Source organism: Burkholderia pseudomultivorans (assembly GCF_902499075.1).
Lineage (GTDB): Bacteria > Pseudomonadota > Gammaproteobacteria > Burkholderiales > Burkholderiaceae > Burkholderia > Burkholderia pseudomultivorans.
On the sequence record NZ_CABVPP010000057.1, the window covers coordinates 21,418 to 42,293 of the forward strand.

A 20,876-nucleotide genomic window follows, 5' to 3' on the forward strand; every position below is an offset into this window, starting at 1 on the left:
GGCCGGCAGTCGCGCGGATCAGAAGATCCGGTGCAGCGCCCAGTACAGCACGGCAGACAGCGCGATCGACGCGGGCAGCGTCAGCACCCACGCGAGCACGAGGTTGCGCACCGTGTCCCAGCGCAGGCCCGAGCCGCTCGCCGTCATCGTGCCGGCCACGCCCGACGCGAGCACGTGCGTCGTCGATACCGGCAGTCCGTATGCGTCGGCCATGCCGATCGTCAGCATCGCGACGGCTTCGGCCGATGCGCCCTGCCCGTACGTGAGATGCGACTTGCCGATCTTTTCGCCGACCGTCACGACGATCCGCTTCCAGCCGACCATCGTGCCGAGGCCGAGCGCAATCGCAACCGCGACCTTCACCCAGGTCGGGATGAATTTCGTCGCGTGGTCCATCTGCTTCTTGAACGCTTCGAGCGCGCTCGCGTCCTCGATGGAGAATGCCGGCGCCTTCGCCTTTTCCATCAGGCGAATCGCCTCGGACGCGACGTACATATTGTTGCGCACGTTGTCGACGAGGTTCTGCGGCACCGACGAAATCCCGCCGGCCTGCGCGACCTGGTCGGCGATCGTGTCGGCGAGCTTGCGCAGCGCCGGCACGGTCGCCGGCGTCAGCGTGCGCGTGCGCACGTATGCCTCGACGTCGGCGCGCGCGTCGGCGGACGACGCGGACGCATCGCCGTACTTCGCGAGCGTCGTCGACGCGTGACGCGCGACCGCGACGAACGTGCTGGTCTGATCGGGCGTCACGGCCTTGTTCAGCGCGTATGCGGTCGGCATCACGCCGATCAGGATCAGCATGATCAGGCCCATGCCCTTCTGCCCGTCGTTCGAGCCGTGCGCGAACGACACGCCCGTGCACGTGAGGATCAGCAGCAGGCGAATCCAGAACGGCGGCGGCGTGTTGCGCTTCGGCTCCCGGTACAGCGCGGGCACGCGCACGACCGCCTTCAGCACCAGCAGCACCAGCGCGGACAGCACGAAGCCGATCAGCGGCGAGAACAGCAAGGCCTTGCCGACGCCGAGCGCCTGGTTCCAGTCGACGCCGCTCGTGCCCGACGGGCCGCTGACGATCTGGTTCATCCGGCCGACGCCGATGATCGAGCCGACCAGCGTGTGCGAGCTCGACGACGGCAGTCCGAAATACCAGGTCGCGAGGTTCCACGTGACGGCCGCGATCAGCAGCGCGAACACCATTGCGAAGCCCGCGCCGCTGCCGACCTGCAGGATCAGTTCGACGGGCAGCAACTGCACGATGCCGAACGCGACGGCGCCGCTCGACACGAGCACGCCGAACAGATTCCACAGGCCCGACCAGACCACCGCGAGATGCGGGTCGAGCGAATGCGTATAGATGACGGTGGCGACCGCATTCGCGGTGTCGTGAAAGCCGTTCACGAACTCGAAGCCGAGCGCGATCAGTAGCGCGACGACGAGCAGCAGGAATGGCAGTGCCGAACTTTCCTTGACCGGGCCGAGGTCGGCGCCGAGATGAATCGCGATGTAGACGATGCCGCACGCAATGACCAGAAAAAACAGCGCAAAGCTGATGGTGCGCGTGCGCTGGCCGACCGCGCCGCTTGCTTCCGTCGCCGCGAGGTTCGGCATGAACGGTACTCCGGAGATGTGATTCGGTGTCGCAGGCTATCGGTCGGGCATGACGCAAATGTGACAGATCGATTACAGGACATTAACGCGTCATCGTCGGGCGCTCGTGCGACGCGCCGGACGCCGTAAGCGTCGCCTTCGCGACTCGCGACTCGAACGAATTCGCGGGAATAAATCCGTCGTCGCATCGGTATCGCATGCGAAACACGCCGGCTTATTCCCGGACGATCCGGCCGTCCGGTTCCGTCATACGATTGCGAGGCTCACATGTCTTCATCGAACCCCACCCGCCCGTCGCGCCGCAGGGCCTTGCAGTGCATGGCCTTCGGCGGCCTGGGCACATTGTTCACGCTGTCCGGCGGCGTGCTGACGCCGTTCGACCTCGCGCTCGCGCAGGAAAGCGGCGCGCATCCGGCCGATGCGGGGCGCCCGCTGTTCGTGCAGATCAGCGACACGCACATCGGCTTCAACAAGGAAGCGAATCCCGACGTCGCGGCCACGCTGCAGCAGACCATCGAGCTCGTCAACGGGATGCCGGCCCTCCCCGCGCTGGCCATCCATACGGGCGACATCACGCACCTGTCGAAACCGGAGGAATTCGATCGCGCATCGCAACTGCTGTCCGCGCTGCGCGTGCCGGAACTGCATACGGTGCCGGGCGAACACGACGTCACCGACGGCTCGGGCGCCGAATACTTCAGCCGCTTCGGCAGGGCGTCGGACAACCGCGGCTACTACAGCTTCGATCACGCGGGCGTGCACTTCGTCGGCCTCGTCAACGTGATGCACTTCAAGCCGAACGGACTCGGCAGTTTCGGCGACGATCAGCTCGCGTGGCTGGCGCAGGACCTGAAGGGCCGCACATCGAGCACGCCGATCGTCGTGTTCTCGCACATGCCGATGTGGACCATCTACGAACCGTGGGGATGGGGCACCGGCGACGCGCCGCAGACGATGGCGCTGCTGCGGCGCTTCGGCTCGGTCACCGTGCTGAACGGGCACATCCATCAGATCGTGTCGAAGGTCGAGGGCAACGTGACCTTCCATACCGCGCGCTCGACCGCGTTCCCGCAGCCGACCGCCGGCAACGGTCCGGGCCCGGTGCCGCTGACGGTGCCGCGCGACCGGCTGCCGTCGATGCTCGGCGTGACGACCGTCGAGTTCGCGGGCCATCCGGCGGCATCCGCGCTGCACGACACGACGCTGGCCTGAAGCCGGGGAGATCGACATGACACGCACCCGACTGCTGAAACCGCTCGCCACGCTCGCACTGTGCGCGCTCGCCGCGAGCGCACCGCCTGCCGCGTTCGGGCAGGGCCCGGACGGCCCGCTCGTGACGATCCACAATTTCATGTTTTCGCCGATGTCGACCACGATCAAGGCCGGCACGACGATCACGTGGAAGAACCTCGACGCGGAGCCGCATACCGTCGTCAACGACGCCGGCATCTTCCATTCGAAGGCGCTCGACCAGGACGAGACCTTTGCGTTCCGCTTCGACAAGCCGGGCATCTACAAGGTGTTCTGCGGCATTCATCCGTACATGAAGGAGACGATCACGGTCGAGTGACACGCACGAAGCGGCAGCCGCCGCGCGCCGATCGCCTACACTGGTTCCATCCGGCCGGAACCCGCCGGCCGCCACCGACGACGAGGGACGCGATGACGGCAAACCCCGCAAGACCGACACTGCCGGGACAGGTCGTACTGGTACTCCAGGGCGGCGGCGCACTGGGCGCGTATCAGCTGGGCGTGTACGAGGCGCTGCATGCATCGGGCATCCAGCCCGACTGGGTGATCGGCACGTCCATCGGCGCGATCAATGCGGCGCTGATTGCCGGCAACGCACCCGGGCAGCGCGCCGAGCGCATGGGCGAGTTCTGGCGGCGCGTGACCGAGCGGCCCGGCGTCAACGTGCCGGGCGTCCCGATCAGCTGGGACAAGATCTTTTCGGAACTGGCGATCATCGGCGCCGGGCTGCCCGGCTTCTTCCTGCCGAATCCGGCCGCATGGCTCGGACCGCTCGCGCGCCTCGGCGTCGATCGCGCGTCGTATTACCTGAGCACGCCGCTGCGCGACACGCTCGCGTCGCTGATCGACATCGACCTGCTGAACGCGGGACGCCCGCGCCTGACGGTCGGCGCGGTGAACGCATGCACGGGTGCGATGCGCTACTTCGATTCGCGCGACCGGCCGCTCGGCCTCGAGCACGTGATGAGTTCGGGCGCGCTGCCGCCTGCGTTCCCGGCCGTGCGGATCGACGGCGCGCCCTACTGGGACGGCGGCATCTATTCGAATACGCCGGTCGAGGTCGTGCTCGACGATGCGCCGCGCCGCAGCTCGATCATCTTCTCCGTGCAGATGTGGAATCCGGTCGGGCCGGAACCGCAGAGCATCTGGCAGGTGTCGGAACGGCAGAAGGACATCCAGTACGCGAGCCGTACGGACAGCAATATCGCGCGCCAGCAGCAGATTCACCGGCTGCGCCATGTGATCCAGGAACTGGTGAAGCGGCTGCCGGAAGCCGATCGCACGTCGGACGACGTGCGCTCGCTCGCCGCGTGGGGCTGCCAGACGACGATGCGCGTGATCAAGCTCGCGGCGCCGCGGCTCGACGGCGACGATCAGTGGAAGGATATCGACTTCACGCCGGCCGGCATCGCAGCTCGCCGGCAAGCGGGCTTCGAGGCCGCGATGCAGGCGATCGCCGCGCGGCCGTGGGATATGCCGATGGATCCGGTCGAGGGGTTGACGGTCTATAGTCCGGAGGAGAATGCGATCGGGGAGCGGACTGCGTGAGGGGGGCGGCGCGACGCCCCCCCATCCCTGCGGCACGCCGATAAAACTGCGCATCACGCCGAACGGCATGCGAATGCATGTGACCTCATTGGCTGGATCGCCCGGCGCCTTGGCGTTGCCGGGCACATCGATGATCGCGAAGCAGCATTCGGATCGTCCACGCGATTCAGGACATCGCCGGCCGGCCCCGGCTAATGCAACGGCCGCTCGAGCTTGATGTTGTACCGCTTCACCTTCGCATACAACGCCGGCTTCGATATTTCTAGAACGGCCGCGCAGCGCGTCACATTGAACTGACAGGCCGCCAGCGCCAGGCTGATCGCCTTGCGCTCGACATCCTTGAGCGACTGGACCGCCTGGTCGCGCCGCGCCTCGGCGATGTCCTGCTGTCCGGGCGCCGCTGCCGGATCGCCACCGACGCCGCGCGACGGGCGCAGCAATGCCGACACGTCGTCGATGATGCCTTCGTCGCTCAAATTCACGATTCGCTCGACGAGATTCTCCAGTTCCCGAACGTTGCCGGGCCACGCGTATGCATTCAGCTGGTCGAGCGCCTTGGGGCCGAACCCGAAGATCTTTTTGTCGAGCAGCGTCGCGTACTTGCTCAGGAAATAGTTCGCAGTCGGCGTGATGTCGGACTTGCGCGACCTCAGCGCCGGGATCGGGATCTCGATGACGTTGCAGCGATAGTACAGGTCCTCCCTGAACTCCTTCGCCGCTACCATCGCCTCGAGATCCCGGTTGCTCGCGCAGATGATGCGCACATCGATCGGAATGCCCCGGGTATCGCCGAGCCGCGTCACCTCCCGCTCCTGAAGCACGCGAAGGAGCTTCGCCTGCACATCGATCGGAAGCTCGGAAATTTCGTCCAGAAACACCGTGCCGCCGTCGGCAGATTCGAATTTTCCCGGACGCCCCTCCTTGGTCGCGCCGGTAAAACTGCCCGGTGCATGCCCGAACAGTTCGCTTTCGATCAGGTCATGCGGAAGCGCCGCGCAGTTGATCGCGATGAACGGCTGGGCCTGGCGGGCGCTCGCATTGTGAATCGACTGCGCGAACACCTCCTTGCCGACGCCACTTTCTCCACTGAGCAACAGGTTCGCAGCGCCCTGCGCCGCCTTGCGTGCGGCGCCGATCGCGGCGAGCAGACTGTCGCTCTGTCCGACGATGCTGTCGAACGTATAGCGCGCGTAGTTGCCTGCGTATTTGCCCGCGATGCTGCGCACGCGCTTTATCTCGCGGAACGTATTGACCACGGAGACCACCTGCCCGCAACTGTTCTTGATCGGGACGGCCGTGTCGATCAAATGCAGGTGACGCGCCGGCGAATCGATGATGAGTTCGCGGTCGACGTAGCCCACGCCTGTCGTGAAGATCGGTGCGATGATCGGTTCGAAGTCGATCAGCGCGCCGAGCGGCTTTCCGATGCTGGTCGCCGGATCGATCCCGAGAATGCGGGCGGCGACCGTGCTCGCATGCCGGACGATGCCACCCTGACCGAGCACCATCAGCCCGTCGCCGATGTGGTCGATGATCGCCTTCTGCTCCTCGACCAGCGTCTGGTGGGCGACGAGGTCGAAATAGCTCTTCAATGACACAGCCAGGTTGATACCGAGCAATGCGAGCATGTCGTGCAGAGACGGCGCGTCACGCCCGTATCGCCGCAACGCGACGAGATAGACCTTCGACGCGCCCGCCGATACGCGGGCGACGGCGCAGTGCAGACCGTCCGCGCCGGCAGCATGTGCATCGACCGTCGCGATCTCGTGCTCCCGGAGCGCATCGCGGGCCGCATGCAGCAACCCGTCGGGATCCAGTTCGCCGACATCGATCCCGCACGACGCCTGTAGCGCCCGTGCCTCGTCATCCGCCGGCTCGAGCGGGATCGCCTCGTCGCTCAACGTCAGCACGTACGCGCCGAACCGGTGTGCGGCAACGCGTCTGGCATCGCGCCAGCAAGCCGTGTCGATCGCCGACCGGAAATCGCGCAATCGATCGGCGGCGTGCAGACTTCGCTCGTTCATTATCGTTCTCAGAGCGGTGGCAGAATCGTTCAGCTTACCAGCGGAAAAAACCGTCATCCAGATCTCCGTTGCCTGCCCGCGCATCCGAGTCGAATCGGGTAAGCGGCCGAACCCGCAAAGCGCCCGGCGATTGCAGCGGTCAACGGCGCGCCGCCGCCTTCGTCTCGATTGCCGCGCGACCGACGATTGCGCGCGCATGCGTTCCGCTGCCGACCTCGCCTTTCGTATCGTGCACGACCACGTCGAACACGAACAACTTATCTTCCTGGCCCCGGAAACGAGCCGTGGCGCGCACTTCCGCGTCGATCGGGGTGGGCGCCGAATGCGTCAGCCGGGTCGTGACGCCGACCGACAACTGACCGTCCCCCAGTTCGCCGCGCATGATTTCCGCACATGCCCGCTCCATGAGCGCGAGCATCGCGGGCGTGGACATCACGTCGGGGTATTGTTCATCCGAACCGTTGCCGAAGGCAGATGCCAGGTCTTGTACACCGACCCGCCGCTTCAGCGTCACCGTTGCGCCTGAACTGATCATGAAATCTCCTTTTCGGTTAAGCCGTTCCTGCAATACGCGTACCAGGTCGCTCATACGGCCGCATTTGCCCGGCTGTGGGCCCTTCGATCGGGCAAACCGCCGGCACCGGCAGAAACATTGCCGTTAAATAATTTAACGCTCGCTCTTTTTTCTTACGCTTCCCGCCGCCGATCCTGCCCGATTCGCGGCGCGTCCGTCGCCCTCAGGATCCGTAAAAGGGCCGCCGTGCGACAGCTCGGGCTCGATAGCGGCGCCGACCGGAGAGCGGCTGCGAGACTTCGTTCGCCTACTTCGCGTCGACCGGCGTCAGACTTCCGCCCGAAAGCTTGTAGACCGTCACCGGCGCATCGATCCAGTCGCCCTGGTCGTCGAACTTCACGGGCCCGACCATGCTGGTAAACGCCTGTTCGCGCATTACCTTCGAATACACTTCCGGCGACGTCGAATTGGCCCTCTGCATCGCGTCCGCGACAACCAGCGTGGCCGCATAGAAAGTCGGGGTATAGGTGTCCACGTCGGCAGCGAACGTGCTCTTGAAGCGGGTTCTGAAGCGCTTGCCGTCGGGCAGGCTGTCGAGCGGCGCACCGCCCTGCGCGCAGAACATCCTGTTGTCGACAACGTTGTTCGACAGCTTGCTGAACTCCGGCGAACAAATCCCGTCGCCGCCCACCAGCACCGCGTTGATGCCGAGATCCACCATCTGTCGAGCCAGCAGCGCCGCCTGCGCGTAGTAGCCACCGTAGAACACGACCTGCGGATTGCGCGCCTTGATGTGCGTCAGGATGCCCTTGAAGTCCGTCGTCTTGTCGGTACTGTACTCGCGGGCCACGACCGTCATGCCGTTCTTCTCCGCCGTCTTGACGAACACGTCCGCGACGCCCGTGCCGTAGGCGGTCCGATCGTCGACCACGGCCGCGCGCCTGAGTTTCAGCACATGGGCGGAATAGTCGGCCATGCGCTTGCCCATCACGTTGTCGTTCGTCGCGAGGCGGTACACGTACGGAAATCCCAGCCTCGTCAGTTGCGGGTTGGACGATGCGCCGGTGATCATCACCACATGCGCATCGTTGTAGACTCGCGCGGCCGGAATGCTCACGCCCGAGTTGTAGTGGCCGATGACGGCGGCCACCCCCTCGTCGACCAGCTTCTGCGCGACGTTCACCCCCACCTTCGGATCGCCCTGATCGTCGACCGACACCAGTTGAAACCTGACCGGCTGCCCGCCGATCACCAGCTTGCGGGCATTCAATTCGTTGATCGCCAGTTGCACGCCACGTTCGTCGTCCTTGCCGCTTTGCGCCGAACTTCCCGTCAGCGGGCCGGCCGCGCCGATCTTGACGACGGTATCGGCATTCGCCTGCCACGACCATCCGGCGGCGCCTGCACCGACGACGGCGACTGCAAACATCCAGGTCGCGCGGTTCATTTCAACACCTCCGGAGTATCGGATTGCAGCCGTTCCAGCACGTCGCGAACGGGCGTCAACGTCTTGAACTCGAAATCGGGACGAGGCTGCCACGGGCCGAGCTTGTCCGCGGCGCGGTTGATCCACGCAACTTGCATGCCGAGCGGCTTCGCGCCGTCGACGTCGGCCCAGCTCGCGAGCGAACAGTGCAGAACGTTCTGCGCGTCCAGTCCGAGGCGGTCCAGCGCCAGACTGAAGATCAGATGCGACGGCTTGTAGGCCTTCGCCATTTCGGCCGTGGTGACGTGCTCAAAGTAGCGCGTCAACTGACTGCGGCGCCAGAGGTCGCTGTCCATGTTCGTGATCGGCATCAGCGGATATCGGGATCCGGCCCAGTCGAGAAACGCGAGCGCATCGTCATGCGGCGGCGAAGACTCGACCAGATGCGTGAGCAGCACGTCCGTGAGTGCCGCCACGTCGCGTCCCGCGAGCGCGTTCGGAAACAGCGCACCGATGCAGCTCGTCAATGCGTCCTGTGCGACCGCGCGATAGCTGCGGTACGCACCGCCACGATAGGTCTGCACGTTGCGCATGTCCCAGTCGAGGTACACGTCGAAAACCGGATGCGGCGAATCGACACCGAGGATGCGCAGGACTTCCGCAATTCCGGCCATGCCCCCCTTGTCGACATCCACCAGTGTGCCGAAATAGTCGAACGTCAATGCTTGAATGTTCATCGTCATTTCCTCGTGGCAAAAGCCTGGACACGCCGGGCTGCGTCAGGCGTCGCAAACGCTGCGACGGTAGCGGATTGTTCCAGCTCGAGACTGCGCCCCAGGTCGGTCGACAGTTCCGTCGTCAGAAGCCGTTTCAGCCTCGATACGGAAAAGCTTGACCGCCCGGCAATGCGCGTCGCGAGTTCCAGTGCGGTTTCCCGAACCTTGCCGGGCTCGACGACCCGATTGACGAGGCCCATCGCATGCAACTGCCGGGCCGACTGACGTTCGCCCAGCAGCCAGAGTTCCATCGCGCGCTGATAGCCGATACTCCGGGGCAGCAAATGCGTCACGCCGCCGGTGACGAACTGCCCCCACTCCATTTCCGGAAAGAAGCAGACGAGATCGTCCGACGCCACGACCAGGTCGCAGTTGAGCAGCCATTCGAACCCGCCGCCGACCGCGAATCCGTGCACGGCGCCCACGATCGGCTTGTCATTGAACATCAGATCGCGCGTGATCTGCTGAATGCGCTCGACGTGACTGCGGATACTCGCGTCGCTCTCGGTCTGCCTGCCGAATTCCTTCAGATCGTCGCCGGCGCAAAACGCACGGCCGGCGCCCGTGAAGACGATCGCCCTGCAACCGTCGTCGGCATTGACCTCGACCAGTGCACGATGGAGGTCGTCCAGCAGATCGCCGCTGATCGCGTTCAACCGCTCCGGGCGATCCAGGATTACCGTCGACACAGCCCCCGACTTCTCTACGCTCGCGTAACGCATCACACCTCCTTTTCGACCCAGCGGGTTTTGCCTTCGGTACGCGGGAAATGCTCGAATGGCACCATCGTGACGTCGGCCGTCGCGCCGACATTCGTCCGGATCGCAGCCTCGACCCGCTCCTTCGCCTGAGACCAGCTGGCTGCCGGCAATCCCTGCGCCGCCTCGACCGCCATCGTGATCCGGTCATACGGCCCCTCCCCCTTGAGCCGGATCCTGAAGACCCCCGACGCCCATTGCGGAATCGATTCGACGGCAACGCGAACGGCACTTGGGAACACGTTGATGCCGCGCACGTTGAACATGTCGTCGGTCCGTCCGGTGACGCGGAATCGCCACGCCGTCCGGCCGTCCGGTCCGCGATCGACGCCGGTCACGGTCACGACGTCGCGTGTCCGGTATCGAACGAGCGGCTGACACTCCTTCTGCAGGTGCGTACAGACGAGCTCGCCCATGGTCCCCTCGGCAATCGGCAGCCGTTGCAGCGTCGCGGGATCGACGATTTCCGCAAACACCACGTCGCTCGCGTGATACAGCAGGTCGTGGGTCCAGTCGGTCTGGCCGCCCAGAATGCTCAGCACCTCCGACAGGCCGAAGTTGGCATTGCGAACCTTGAACCCCCACTTCTCCTCCATCGCGTTTCGCAGGTCCGGGTTGTCGAGCCCCGCCTCCCCGCCAAACAGGCCCAGCGTCAGTTTCAGGTCGCGCGGACGAAGCTCGGCCGATTCGCGAAGAACCTGTTCGATGAGCCCCGGATACGACGGCGTGCACGAAATCGCGTTGATGCGGAGATTGATGATGGAATCGATCAACTGGCGCGTATTGCCGACGCCGAAGGGAACGACCGTCGCGCCCGTCGCTTCCAGGACCGTGTGGTCGGTGAAGCCGCCCGTCCACATGCAGTAGTTCAGGCAGTGCACGACCCGGTCCGTCGGTCGCAATCCCGCGGCCCACATCGACCGTGCGCCGACCCGCGCAATCCGGTGTGCGTCGGCGGCACTATTCGCGAGAATCAGCGGGCGACCGGTCGTCCCCGAGGTCCGATGAAGACGGGAAATGCGCGCCTCGCCGCAAGCGACGTAGTCGCCGAACGGCGACAAGGCATCCTGGCTGATCCGAAGCTCGTCCTTCTCGGTGAAAGGCAGATCCTGAAGCGAGTCCAGCGTCATTTCCCGGTCGATCCAGCGCGCCAGCTTCGCGCGATAAAAAACCGACATTGAGCGAATGTAGTCCCACTGGGTCGCCCATAGCGCGTCCTGGTGCCGGCGCACCCGGTCGAGCGGCAGGGTTTCGAATGCCTCGTCGAAAAGCGGGTTTCGGGCTTTACAGGTTGACTCCACGTTCATGCTTTTATTTCCCTTAGTATTTCGAATCGATATGACTGGCTCAGATACGGCGCTTGCCGCACTGAAGCTCGACGACCGCACGCTCGAAGATCGAGCGCGCATGGCTTCCGCTTGCAATCGGACCGGCCGCGTCGACCGCAACGACATCAAACCAGTACCGTTCGCCATCGAACATCCGGAACGTGGCGGTAACGAAAATCTCGGCATCCGATGTCGCCGGAGCCAGATGCGTGAAATGCATGACGTTGCCGATCGAGCACTGGTCGTCCCGGACGGTCTCGCGCATTGCATCGACGCATGCTTGCTCCATCAGGCCGACCAGCGCGGACGTCGACAGCACGTCGGCAAGACCTGACACTGCGTCGCGACGGCAATGCCCGACCGGCGCCTGCATGCCCATGACTTTCGAGACTGTCGTACGTTTCGCCGGCATCGGATCACGCTCCTCCGTGTTCGCTCGCATCCGAATACTGCAAGCTCCATGCCAAGCCGATATCGCCCCACAACCCGTGCCCGACAAGGCTTTGCGGCATCGCCGGGAAACACCGTAGTCAATCTGAACGTCAGAATTTTTGACGACCGTCAGGAAAGGTGACGTGGCGCCATCGCGTCGACTTCCTCCGCACGATCCGTTGTATCGGCCATCATGTTCGCGTCGCCCCTGCCGTGCGACACGCTCCCCACCGACACTATCAACCCCATTGCCATCAGTGCTTTCGCACATATCGAAACATTCCGATATATGATTCGCCCATCGACGATACTCGTTGGCCCGACCGAACCGCCCCGAATCGCCACACCCTTTCCATGCCGACCGAACTCGACATCGACGCGATCCTGAAAGCGCTCTCGAACCCCGTGCGCCGGGAAATCCTCGTCTGGCTGAAAACGCCGGATGCGCATTTCCCGGAACAGACGCTGCCGTTCGCGCACGGCGTCTGTGCGGGCCAGATCGATGCGCGCTGCGGGCTGTCGCAGTCGACCGTCTCCGCGCATCTCGCGACACTGCAGCGCGCGGGGCTCGTGACGTCGACGCGGGTCGGCCAGTGGGCGTTCTTCCGGCGCAACGAGGCCGTCATCGACGCATTTCTCGACGCGCTGCGCCGGGAACTCTGACCACCCGGCCGAACCGGCCATGCGGGCACGCGCCGCGCATCACGCGACGACGGTCCCGCCTTTCGTGAAGAGGTTATCTGCCATGCCCACGCTGTTCGATCCCGTGACCCTCGGCGAACTGACGCTGCCGAACCGTATCGTGATGGCGCCGCTCACCCGCACCCGTGCGGGCGACGCGCGCGTGCCCAACGCCCTGATGGCCCGCTACTACGCCGAACGCGCATCGGCCGGCCTGATCATCACCGAGGCGACCTCGGTCACGCCGCAGGGCGTCGGCTATGCGGGCACGCCCGGCATCTGGTCCGACGAACAGGTCGAGGGCTGGAAGCAGGTGACGCAGGCCGTGCATGCCGCGGGCGGCCGCATCGTGCTGCAGCTCTGGCACGTCGGCCGGATCTCCGATCCGGTGTTCCTGAACGGCGACCTGCCGGTCGCGCCGAGCGCGATCGCCGCGGGCGGCCACGTCAGCCTCGTGCGTCCGCAACGTCCGTACGTGACGCCGCGCGCGCTCGAACTCGACGAGATTCCCGGCATCGTCGCCGCGTATCGCAAGGGTGCCGAGAACGCGAAAGCGGCCGGCTTCGACGGCGTCGAGATCCACGGCGCGAACGGCTACCTGCTCGACCAGTTCCTGCAGGACAGCACGAATCGCCGCACCGACGCCTACGGCGGCCCGATCGAGAACCGCGCGCGCCTGCTGCTCGAAGTGGTCGACGCGGCGATCGACGTGTGGGGCGCCGGACGCGTCGGCGTGCACCTCGCGCCGCGCGGGGACGCGCATACGATGGGCGATTCCGACCCGGCCGCGACGTTCGGCTATGTCGCGCGCGAACTCGGCCGCCGCAAGATCGCGTTCATCTTCACGCGCGAATCGTATACGGGCGACCACTTGAGCCCGCGCCTGAAGGAAGCGTTCGGCGGCCCGCTGATCGCGAACGAGCAATTCACGCTCGACACCGCGCAGGCCGCGCTCGCAAGCGGCGATGCCGATGCGATCGCCTGGGGCAAGCTGTTCATCGCGAACCCGGACCTGCCGCGCCGCCTCGAACTCGGCGCGCCGCTCAACAAGCCGGTGCCGGAAACCTTCTATGCGGAAGGCGAAACGGGCTACACCGACTATCCGGCGCTGAGCGACGCGGCCTGATCGCACTGCCCGACGCGACGAGCCGGCCCCGCCTCAGGCCGGCAATCGCAACCGCATGAACACGCGCCGCGTCTCGTCCAGCCCGCGCGCGACGTGGTGCGCGCGGATATCGCGCAGCGTGTCGTCGAGCATCGTCTCGTCCAGCGCTTCGAAACCGAGCCGCGCGTAGTACGGCGCATTCCAGGGCGCGTCGCGGAACGTCGACAGCACGACCTGCGTCATCCCGTCCGCCGCGGCGCGCGCATTGATCGTGTCGATCAGCCGCGCGCCGATCCGCTGGCCGGCATGCGACGGTGCGACGTCCAGCTCCTCGAGATAGAGCCGCTGCGCATCGAGCAGCCGGTAGAACGCGAAACCCACGCACGCGCCGTGCGCATCGACGGCGACATACGCCCTGCCGCCGTCGATGCGCGCGAGCACGTCGGCGGCGTCGGTCGGCTCGCCGTCGGCGATGTCCGGCATGCCGATCGCACGAAAGCGCTGCGCGGCAGCGACCTCGATGGCGGCCATCGCGGCCGCGTCTTCACGAATGGCGGGACGAATGCGGATCGATACTGTCATGACGACGAGGTAGGCAGGCGGGAACGGCCGTCACTATAATCGAAACTTCATACGGTTCGAACACCCCCTACCGGGGTGCGTCATGTCGCTGTCCGCGCGCACGGCGCGCAGCGCCCGATCGACGCGCCTCCAGCCGAAATCGATCATGGACGCCACCAGCCTTCTCGCATTCGCACTCGCTCTCGTCGTCATGTCCTGCACGCCCGGCCCGAGCGTCGCCGCGCTCATCGCGCGCGTGCTGACGAACGGTTTCCGTGAGACGCTGCCGTTCCTTGCCGCAATGTGGCTTGGCGAAGCGGTCTGGCTGACCTGCGCGATCGCCGGCCTTGCCGTTATCGCCCATACGTTCGCGACCGGCTTCTTCGTGCTGAAGATGGCCGGCGTCGGCTATCTGCTGTTTCTCGCGTGGAAGATGTGGACCGCGCCGGCCGATGCGCCCACCGATGAAATTCCGCGCGGCCGCACCGGCTGGCGCATGTTCCTGGCCGGTTCGCTGGTCACGGCGGGCAACCCGAAGATCGCGCTGTTCTATCTGGCCTTGCTGCCGACCATCATCGATCTCCGGGCCGTCAACACGGTCGGCTGGGCCGAGCTCGTCGCGACGATGCTGGCGGTCCTGATCACCGCAGATTGCACGTGGGCGTTCGTCGCCACGCGCGTACGCAAGCTCATCCTGACCCGTCGCGCGATCAAGATCGCCAACCGCACGAGCGCGGCCGCGATGGCCGGCGCGGCTGTCGCCATCGCCACGCGTTGACGCCGTCGATCGACGAGCAAGGTCTACGGCGAGCCGTCATTCCGGCGACTGCCGCAACGCCTGACAATCGCTTCGCCTGCATGCCAGCGCAGCGCGTTCAGAAATTCACGCGCACGCCCGCCATCACCGCGAGCTGCCGGTTCGAATTGCTGTTCGCGAGCACCGGAATCTGCGCGTAGTTCACCGCGTTGCCGTTCGCGTCGGTGCCGAGCCCGGTTCCGCTCGCGATCTGGCCGATCGCGACCGCATACAGCGCGGTGCGCTTCGACAGGCTGTAGTTCGCGCCGAGGTTCACCTGATGGAAGCGCGTCGTGCCGCGCCCGTCGGTATGCGCGGCGTTGAAGACATACGCGACGCCGCCCTGCAGCGCCGGCGTGAACATATACGTGAGGTTCAGCTCGCCGATGTCGAACGTGAACGCTTGCGGGCGCGGCTGCGCATCCGTCGAGAAATAGCGGCTGTCGTCGAGCCGCGTATGCGTATAGGTCAGCGCGAGCGTCGCCGCGCCGAACGTCAGCGAGCCGCCCGCGCCGAACGCGCGCATCGCGCGCGCCGCCTGCAGCAGACAGTACATCGCGCCCGGATTGCTGCACGCGAAATCGCCGATATAGCCGTTCGCGCCGCCGAGCGCCGCATCGAGCGGCTGCCGCAGGTTCAGGTAGCCGACCGAGAACGCCACCGGTGCGCGGTTGTACGTCGCCGCGAGCGCATAGCCGCGCTTCGCGGAGAAGTCGCCGGCCTGCCCGCCGAAGCTGAACGTGCCGCCGAACGTCAGGCCATGGAAATCGGTACTGGTGAATTTCACCGCGTTGTTGAAGTTGAACGCGGCGTTCAGGTTGTCGACGTCGCCGAGATGCGAGCCGTACGGCGTCGCCCAGTTATTGCTCGACGCATACGCGCCGAGCATGTCGGTGTACGAATCGTATTGCCTGCCGAGGCCGAGCGTGCCGATCCCGTCCTGGCGCAGCCCGACCCACGCCTGCCGGCTGAACGCCGTGCCGCCCTGCAGCGCCTGCCCGTTCGCCGACAGGAACTGCTGCTCGAGCGTGAACACCGCGTCGAGCCCGCCGCCGAGCGGCTCGGCGCCCTGGAAGCCGAAGCGCGACGGCACGAGATTGCCGCCGCCCATCTGCCACGCATGGCCGCCGCCCGTGCTGCCGTCGGCGCGCGTGAACTGCTGGTTCGTCGAATAGATGATGCCGGTGTCCACGGTGCCGTACAGCGTCACGCTGCCCGACGTCTGCGCATGCGCGTGCATGCAGCCCAGCGTCGCCGCCGCGGCCGCCACTCGTCGTCCGATTTTCATGTCCCGTCCTCTGTGGTCATCGATTTGCAGTGCAGATCGATGGTGTTGTCGATGTGGGTGACAGGACTCTATCCAGCGAAAATTCCGGACCTCTATCTCAAATCGGCAAACGGTGCAGCGCGCGGCGCGCGTGCGTCATTCGGGACGCAAGGTCTGCGAAGGCAGCTCGCCGAACAGGTCGCGATACTCGCGCGCGAAATAGCCGAGGTGCGTAAAGCCCCAGCTCGCGGCGGCCTCGCCGACGCCGAGCTGCTGCGCGGACGTCGTGCGCAGCAGGCGCCGCACCGCGTTCAGCCGGATCGTGCGCAGATAGCCGACCGGCGTGACGTCGGCGACGCGCTGGAAGCTCGTCTGCAGCGTGCGGCGGCTGCACCGCAGCGCGCGGCACAGTTCGAGCACGGTGACGGGTTCCTCCGGCCGGTCGCGCAAGTGCTTCTCGCAGCGGCTCACGATGTCGCTGTAGGTCGCATGCGTGATGTCGCGGCGTTCGACGCCGATGCCCTGGTCGAGCGCGTCGAGAAACATGCCGAGCATCGCGTCGCGAAACATCTTGCGCGTGGCCGCGTATTCGAGGCAGCCGGGGTTGCGCTGCGCGTCGTCGATCAGCGACGACAGCCGCGCGCCGAGCGCGACGCCCTGCGGATCGGACAGCCGCGTCACGTGCCGCAGCTTGCGTGCGCCGGCCGCGCCGAATTCGGCCTCGCACAGCTCGTCGACCATGTCCGACGCGGCGCTGATCCCGACCAGCCCCATCCCTTCCGGCGTATGGAACTCGAAATCCTCGCCGGCGCGCAGCGCGAGCAGCGCATAGCCGTCGACCGGCTGGCCCTGGAAGGTGCCCGCCAGCGGCACGGACAGCGGCACCGCGAGCGACGTGCGCCCGCACGGCGCGAGGCCCGTCTGCGCGACGCGCCGGTTGGTCGTCTCGCGGAAGAAGTGGAAATCGTCGTACAGCACCTGCGTGACCGTGCCCTTGAAGCGGCCCGGCGTCATCTGGCGGTAGACCTGATGCCAGCCCGCGATCGCGAGCCCGTGGTCGTGCACGTCTTCGTGTGAGCGTGACTGGAACAACATCGGCGTCTCCGGTAAAACCCTGATCCCGTTCGCGGCCGCCGGGTTCCGCGCGGCACGCAACGCCACAGCTTACCCGCGCAAAATCCGGCGTAGTGCAGTTTCGAACGCGAGACAGGCGGCCGACAGCGCATCGGCCTGTTCGTCGATCAGGCGCACGTAGCGGCGAAACGACGGCATCCGGTTCACGACCTCGCTGCCGCCGAACGGCACGACGACGAGCGTCCAGCGGCCATCGCGCGCGTCGATCGCGCAGTCGGTCAGGTGCAGCGGGCGCAGCGCGCCGGCCAGCGGCGCATCGGTCAGCAGCGCCGCAATCGTCCGCTCGAAGGCAGGGTCGCATCCCGGCGCGGCGATCGCCTGCACGCCCGAGCGCCGCAGCCAGCCGGTCTGCCGCACGCGCGCATGGCCGGATGCGGCCGGACCGCGCGCGGTGGCCGTTACCTTCACGCTGACCGTATGCATCAGGAATTGGCGATCGACCTGCTCCGCGACACCGACGCGCACACCGTTCGGCAGCCGCGCGGTCGCGCCGTCGGCGTCGCGCACGGCGCGCAGGTCGGCGAGCACGCGCGCGGCGATCGCGCCGGGCCGGTAGCCGGCCGGCGGCGGCACGGGCGCCGTGCGCCAGCGGGCAAGCACGGCCTTCATGACGCGACGTGTTCGTTGCGCAGCACTTCCTCGACCGGCACCGGCTTGAACGGATGCCGGCGCTGCACGACGAGCGACCAGAACAGCGCATACAGCGCGGTGAGCCCGAGCATCGCGCCGAACGGCACGTAGATATCGCGCGCGTTCATGCCCGGCGGCGTGATGTACCAGATTGCGAGCACGATGCCGACGCTCGACACGATCTGCGGCAACGGAAACAGCGGCGAACGGTACGGGCGCGGCAGGTCCGGCCGACGGATGCGCAGCATCACGACCGACGCGGTGACGAGCAGGTACGCGGTGCCCCACGCGCAGGTCGCGGCGAGCACGAGATGCAGGATGCTGTCGAGATTGCCGTTGATCAGCCACGCGTGGAAGATCGGCACGATCGCCGCCGCGACGATGCCGACCACCGGCGTCTTGAAGCGCGGGTGCAGGTATGCGAAGCAGCGCGGCAGCGCGCCGTCGATCGCCATCCCGTACAGGATGCGCGGCAGCCCGGCCATCAGCGTGTTGATCGTCGCCGCGCCCGCGCACAGGAACGCGACGCCAAACCAGATGCGGCCGAACGGGCCGAGCACCTGCAGCGCGAATGCGGGAATCGCGCCCGGCGTGTCGAGCAGGTGCGTGAGGCCGTCCGCGCTCACCGGCACGTTCGCGACCTGGCGGCGAATCGCCGCGCCGTACAGGAACATGCAGATCGCGACGCCGACCAGCCCGAGCGCCATCGCGCGCGGAATCGTGCGGCCCGGCGCCTTCATCTCGGGCGCGAGCGGCGTGACGAATTCGCAGCCGACGAACATGAACATCGCCATCCCGACCAGCGACAGCACAGCCGGCACCGACGTGCCGACTTCCGAGCCGCCGAACCAGCCGTCGAGATGCACGGCCGGCGCGGCCGCGAGCCCGAGGATCCCGAAGATCATCAGCGACAGCCACATGCCGGCCGTCAGCACGATCTCAAGCTTGCTGAACACCTTGATGCCGATGATGTTGGTGATCGCGAACGTGATCACGAGGCCGACGCCGACCAGCCACGAGCTGTTGTGCTTCTCGAACGCGGCATTCAACGACTCGAAATTGACGAGCGCCATGATGCCGCTCAGGATCGTCTCCGCAGTGCCGGCGAACACGTGCACGAGGAAATACGCGGAAATCGTGCCGGTGATCGCCCAGAAGCGGCCGAGCCCGCACGACAGGTAATCGTAAACCGAGCCGGCCGTCGGCAGCATCGCGGCGGCTTCGGAGAAGGTGGTCGCCTGCGCCTGCATCATCACGAACGCGATGATCATCGCGACCGCGAACGCCCAGCCGCCCATCCCGAAGCCCGACGTCGCGGTGAGGATCACCGGACTGGCCATGATGAGACCCACCGCACTGGCCAGCGCAGTCGGAAAACCGACCGCGCCCGCCTTCAATACCGCGCCGCCGCCTGCCTCGTCCGGCGCATGGCCGGACGTGCCGCTCGCGGCATTCGTCAATCCTGACGTTCCCGACATGCTTGTCTCCTGTATCGACCCGGATCGGCGCGTCGGCGTCCGCCCGGGTCACTTGCACCGTTATCGACCGGCGTGCGTGCTTCCACGCGCGCGCCGGTTACATGCAAAGCACTCTTGTTCGATGTCGAAAAAATACGCAGGCAAAATAATCCGGTCATAGCGCAAATCGGCAAACCGGCGAGCGGCGGTCGTGCCGGTCGCGCGTCACGCGAACGGCACGGCCTCGAAGCCGGCCGCCAGCGCGTCGACGATCCGGTCGAGCTGCTCGCGCTGGATCACGAGCGGCGGCGACAGGATGATCTTGGTGCCGACCGGGCGCACCAGCACGCCGTGCTCGCGCGCGACTTCCGCGACCGCGTTCGCGTAGCCGGACAGCGGGTCGATCGGCTCGCGCGTCGTCTTGTCCGCGACCAGATCGAGCGCGAGCATCAGCCCCTTGCCGCGCACCTCGCCGACCGCCGCGAAGCGTTCCGCGAACGGCTGCAGCGCTTCGAGCAGATACGCGCCCTGCTTCGCCGCGTTCGCCGGCAGATCCTCCTTCACGACGATGTCGAGGCTCGCGATCGCGGCCGCGCACGCGACCGGGTGGCCCGCGTACGTATAGCCGTGCATGATCGCGCCGCCGAAGTCCGCGTTCTGCGCGAAGGCGTCCTCGATCCGCGCGTTCACGGCCGTCGCGCCGAGCGGCACATAGCCCGACGAGATGCCCTTCGCGAGACACATGATGTCCGGGCGCACGCCCCAGCCGCGGCTGCCGAACAGGCTGCCGCTGCGGCCGAAGCCCGTCACGACCTCGTCGGCGATCAGCAGCACGCCGTAGCGGTCGCACACCTCGCGCACCAGCGGCCAGTAGTTGGCGGGCGGCACGATCACGCCGCCCGCGCCCTGGATCGGCTCGGCGATGAACGCGGCAACCGTGTCTGGGCTCTGGAACTGGATTTCGCGCTCGAGCAGTTCCGCGCAGATCCGGCCCAGTTCCTCCGGATCCTGCGTGAACGGGTTGCGATAGAGCCACGGCGTCTCGACGTGGAAGCAGCCCGGCAGGTTCGGCTCGTAGTTGCGGCGGAACACCGTATTGCCGTTCACCGACGCACCGCCGAAATGCGTGCCGTGATAGCCCTGCTTCAGCGAGATGAACTTGGTGCGGTCGGCCTGGCCGCGCACCTTCCAGTACTGGCGCGCGATCTTCAGCGCGGTCTCGATCGAATCGGAACCGCCCGAGCTGTACAGCACGCGGCGCATCCCTTCCGGCTCGAGCATGTCGATCAGCTGCTTCGACAATTCTTCCGCGCGCGGATGCGAAATGCCGTCGAACAGCTGGAAGTATTCGAGCTCGTCGAGCTGGCGCACGATCGCGTCCTTCACTTCCTTGCGGTTGTGCCCGACGTTCACGTTCCACAGGCCCGCGACGCCGTCGACGAGCTGCTTGCCCTGTTCGTCGAACACGTAGCAGCCGTCGCCGCGCACGATGCGGATCGGCTTGCGGCGTTTCATTTCGTTCGGGTGCAGCATCGGGTGCCAGAATTTCGCTTCGTTGTAGCTCATTGCAGTCTCCACTT

20 protein-coding genes are annotated in these 20,876 nt (G+C 66.3%); 6 read left to right on the plus strand and 14 right to left on the minus strand.

What is annotated here, in order from left to right; translation table 11 throughout:
• Positions 1 to 18 precede the first annotated feature (18 nt).
• On the minus strand, positions 19 to 1,608 hold the full coding sequence (locus BST28156_RS27760) for an inorganic phosphate transporter (RefSeq protein ID WP_174903903.1): 1,590 nt from the start codon (positions 1,606 to 1,608) through the stop codon (positions 19 to 21).
• 267 nt (positions 1,609 to 1,875) lie between these two features.
• Here BST28156_RS27760 and BST28156_RS27765 point away from each other — a divergent pair, with 267 nt between their 5' ends.
• The 3 genes from BST28156_RS27765 (at position 1,876) to BST28156_RS27775 (ending at position 4,407) form a co-directional block, all read left to right on the plus strand.
• Entirely contained in the window at positions 1,876 to 2,820 is a 945-nt protein-coding gene (locus BST28156_RS27765) for a metallophosphoesterase family protein (protein WP_174903904.1), read from the plus strand.
• 16 nt (positions 2,821 to 2,836) lie between these two features.
• A complete protein-coding gene (locus tag BST28156_RS27770) occupies positions 2,837 to 3,178 on the plus strand; it encodes a cupredoxin domain-containing protein (RefSeq protein ID WP_174903905.1) in 342 nt (113 codons plus the stop codon).
• Positions 3,179 to 3,270: 92 nt separating this feature from the next.
• Positions 3,271 to 4,407 (plus strand): patatin-like phospholipase family protein, encoded by a 1,137-nt coding sequence (locus BST28156_RS27775; protein ID WP_060241314.1) that lies wholly within the window; start codon positions 3,271 to 3,273, stop codon positions 4,405 to 4,407.
• 191 nt (positions 4,408 to 4,598) lie between these two features.
• On the opposite strand, the gene BST28156_RS27780 is transcribed toward BST28156_RS27775, so the two are convergent.
• The 7 genes from BST28156_RS27780 to BST28156_RS27810 form a co-directional block, all read right to left on the minus strand.
• Positions 4,599 to 6,488: a sigma-54 interaction domain-containing protein gene (locus BST28156_RS27780; RefSeq protein ID WP_174903906.1), complete on the minus strand. Its 1,890-nt coding sequence runs from the start codon at positions 6,486 to 6,488 to the stop codon at positions 4,599 to 4,601.
• Positions 6,489 to 6,570: 82 nt separating this feature from the next.
• The gene (locus BST28156_RS27785; RefSeq protein WP_060241316.1) at positions 6,571 to 6,966 is read right to left on the minus strand and encodes a thioesterase family protein; all 396 of its coding nucleotides are present in this window, start codon (positions 6,964 to 6,966) and stop codon (positions 6,571 to 6,573) included.
• A gap of 286 nt (positions 6,967 to 7,252) precedes the next feature.
• Positions 7,253 to 8,485 (minus strand): branched-chain amino acid ABC transporter substrate-binding protein, encoded by a 1,233-nt coding sequence (locus BST28156_RS27790; protein ID WP_254596433.1) that lies wholly within the window; start codon positions 8,483 to 8,485, stop codon positions 7,253 to 7,255.
• Complete coding sequence (locus BST28156_RS27795) at positions 8,389 to 9,108, minus strand: HAD family hydrolase (protein ID WP_060241423.1); 720 nt, start codon at positions 9,106 to 9,108, stop codon at positions 8,389 to 8,391. Before BST28156_RS27795 ends, BST28156_RS27790 begins: the two co-directional genes overlap by 97 nt.
• Before the next feature lie 2 nt (positions 9,109 to 9,110).
• Positions 9,111 to 9,869, minus strand: coding sequence for an enoyl-CoA hydratase/isomerase family protein (locus BST28156_RS27800; protein ID WP_060241317.1), 759 nt, complete (start codon positions 9,867 to 9,869; stop codon positions 9,111 to 9,113).
• Positions 9,869 to 11,212: a phenylacetate--CoA ligase family protein gene (locus BST28156_RS27805; protein WP_060241318.1), complete on the minus strand. Its 1,344-nt coding sequence runs from the start codon at positions 11,210 to 11,212 to the stop codon at positions 9,869 to 9,871. The genes BST28156_RS27800 and BST28156_RS27805 overlap by 1 nt, the downstream gene beginning before the upstream one ends.
• A 40-nt stretch (positions 11,213 to 11,252) precedes the next feature.
• Complete coding sequence (locus tag BST28156_RS27810) at positions 11,253 to 11,612, minus strand: thioesterase family protein (RefSeq protein WP_244131342.1); 360 nt, start codon at positions 11,610 to 11,612, stop codon at positions 11,253 to 11,255.
• 407 nt (positions 11,613 to 12,019) lie between these two features.
• Here BST28156_RS27810 and BST28156_RS27815 point away from each other — a divergent pair, with 407 nt between their 5' ends.
• Complete coding sequence (locus BST28156_RS27815; RefSeq protein WP_060241320.1) at positions 12,020 to 12,328, plus strand: ArsR/SmtB family transcription factor; 309 nt, start codon at positions 12,020 to 12,022, stop codon at positions 12,326 to 12,328.
• A gap of 82 nt (positions 12,329 to 12,410) precedes the next feature.
• Complete coding sequence (locus BST28156_RS27820; protein ID WP_174903907.1) at positions 12,411 to 13,472, plus strand: alkene reductase; 1,062 nt, start codon at positions 12,411 to 12,413, stop codon at positions 13,470 to 13,472.
• A gap of 33 nt (positions 13,473 to 13,505) precedes the next feature.
• Here BST28156_RS27820 and BST28156_RS27825 read toward each other — a convergent pair whose 3' ends face one another.
• Positions 13,506 to 14,033: a GNAT family N-acetyltransferase gene (locus BST28156_RS27825; protein WP_174903908.1), complete on the minus strand. Its 528-nt coding sequence runs from the start codon at positions 14,031 to 14,033 to the stop codon at positions 13,506 to 13,508.
• A gap of 145 nt (positions 14,034 to 14,178) precedes the next feature.
• Here BST28156_RS27825 and BST28156_RS27830 point away from each other — a divergent pair, with 145 nt between their 5' ends.
• A complete protein-coding gene (locus tag BST28156_RS27830) occupies positions 14,179 to 14,790 on the plus strand; it encodes a LysE family translocator (protein ID WP_174903909.1) in 612 nt (203 codons plus the stop codon).
• Positions 14,791 to 14,887: 97 nt separating this feature from the next.
• Here BST28156_RS27830 and BST28156_RS27835 read toward each other — a convergent pair whose 3' ends face one another.
• The 5 genes from BST28156_RS27835 to BST28156_RS27855 all read right to left on the minus strand — a co-directional run bounded on the left by BST28156_RS27835 (position 14,888) and on the right by BST28156_RS27855 (position 20,862).
• On the minus strand, positions 14,888 to 16,096 hold the full coding sequence (locus BST28156_RS27835) for a porin (RefSeq protein WP_174903910.1): 1,209 nt from the start codon (positions 16,094 to 16,096) through the stop codon (positions 14,888 to 14,890).
• Between the two features lie 135 nt (positions 16,097 to 16,231).
• Positions 16,232 to 17,170 carry a helix-turn-helix domain-containing protein gene (locus tag BST28156_RS27840; protein WP_060241324.1) on the minus strand — a complete coding sequence of 313 codons (939 nt, stop codon included), beginning with the start codon at positions 17,168 to 17,170 and terminating at the stop codon, positions 16,232 to 16,234.
• A 69-nt stretch (positions 17,171 to 17,239) separates the two neighbouring features.
• Entirely contained in the window at positions 17,240 to 17,818 is a 579-nt protein-coding gene (locus BST28156_RS27845; protein ID WP_174903911.1) for a DUF3156 family protein, read from the minus strand.
• Positions 17,815 to 19,317 (minus strand): APC family permease, encoded by a 1,503-nt coding sequence (locus BST28156_RS27850; RefSeq protein ID WP_060241326.1) that lies wholly within the window; start codon positions 19,315 to 19,317, stop codon positions 17,815 to 17,817. The genes BST28156_RS27845 and BST28156_RS27850 overlap by 4 nt, the downstream gene beginning before the upstream one ends.
• A 204-nt stretch (positions 19,318 to 19,521) precedes the next feature.
• Positions 19,522 to 20,862 carry an aspartate aminotransferase family protein gene (locus tag BST28156_RS27855; protein WP_060241327.1) on the minus strand — a complete coding sequence of 447 codons (1,341 nt, stop codon included), beginning with the start codon at positions 20,860 to 20,862 and terminating at the stop codon, positions 19,522 to 19,524.
• Between the last annotated feature and the right edge of the window lie 14 nt (positions 20,863 to 20,876).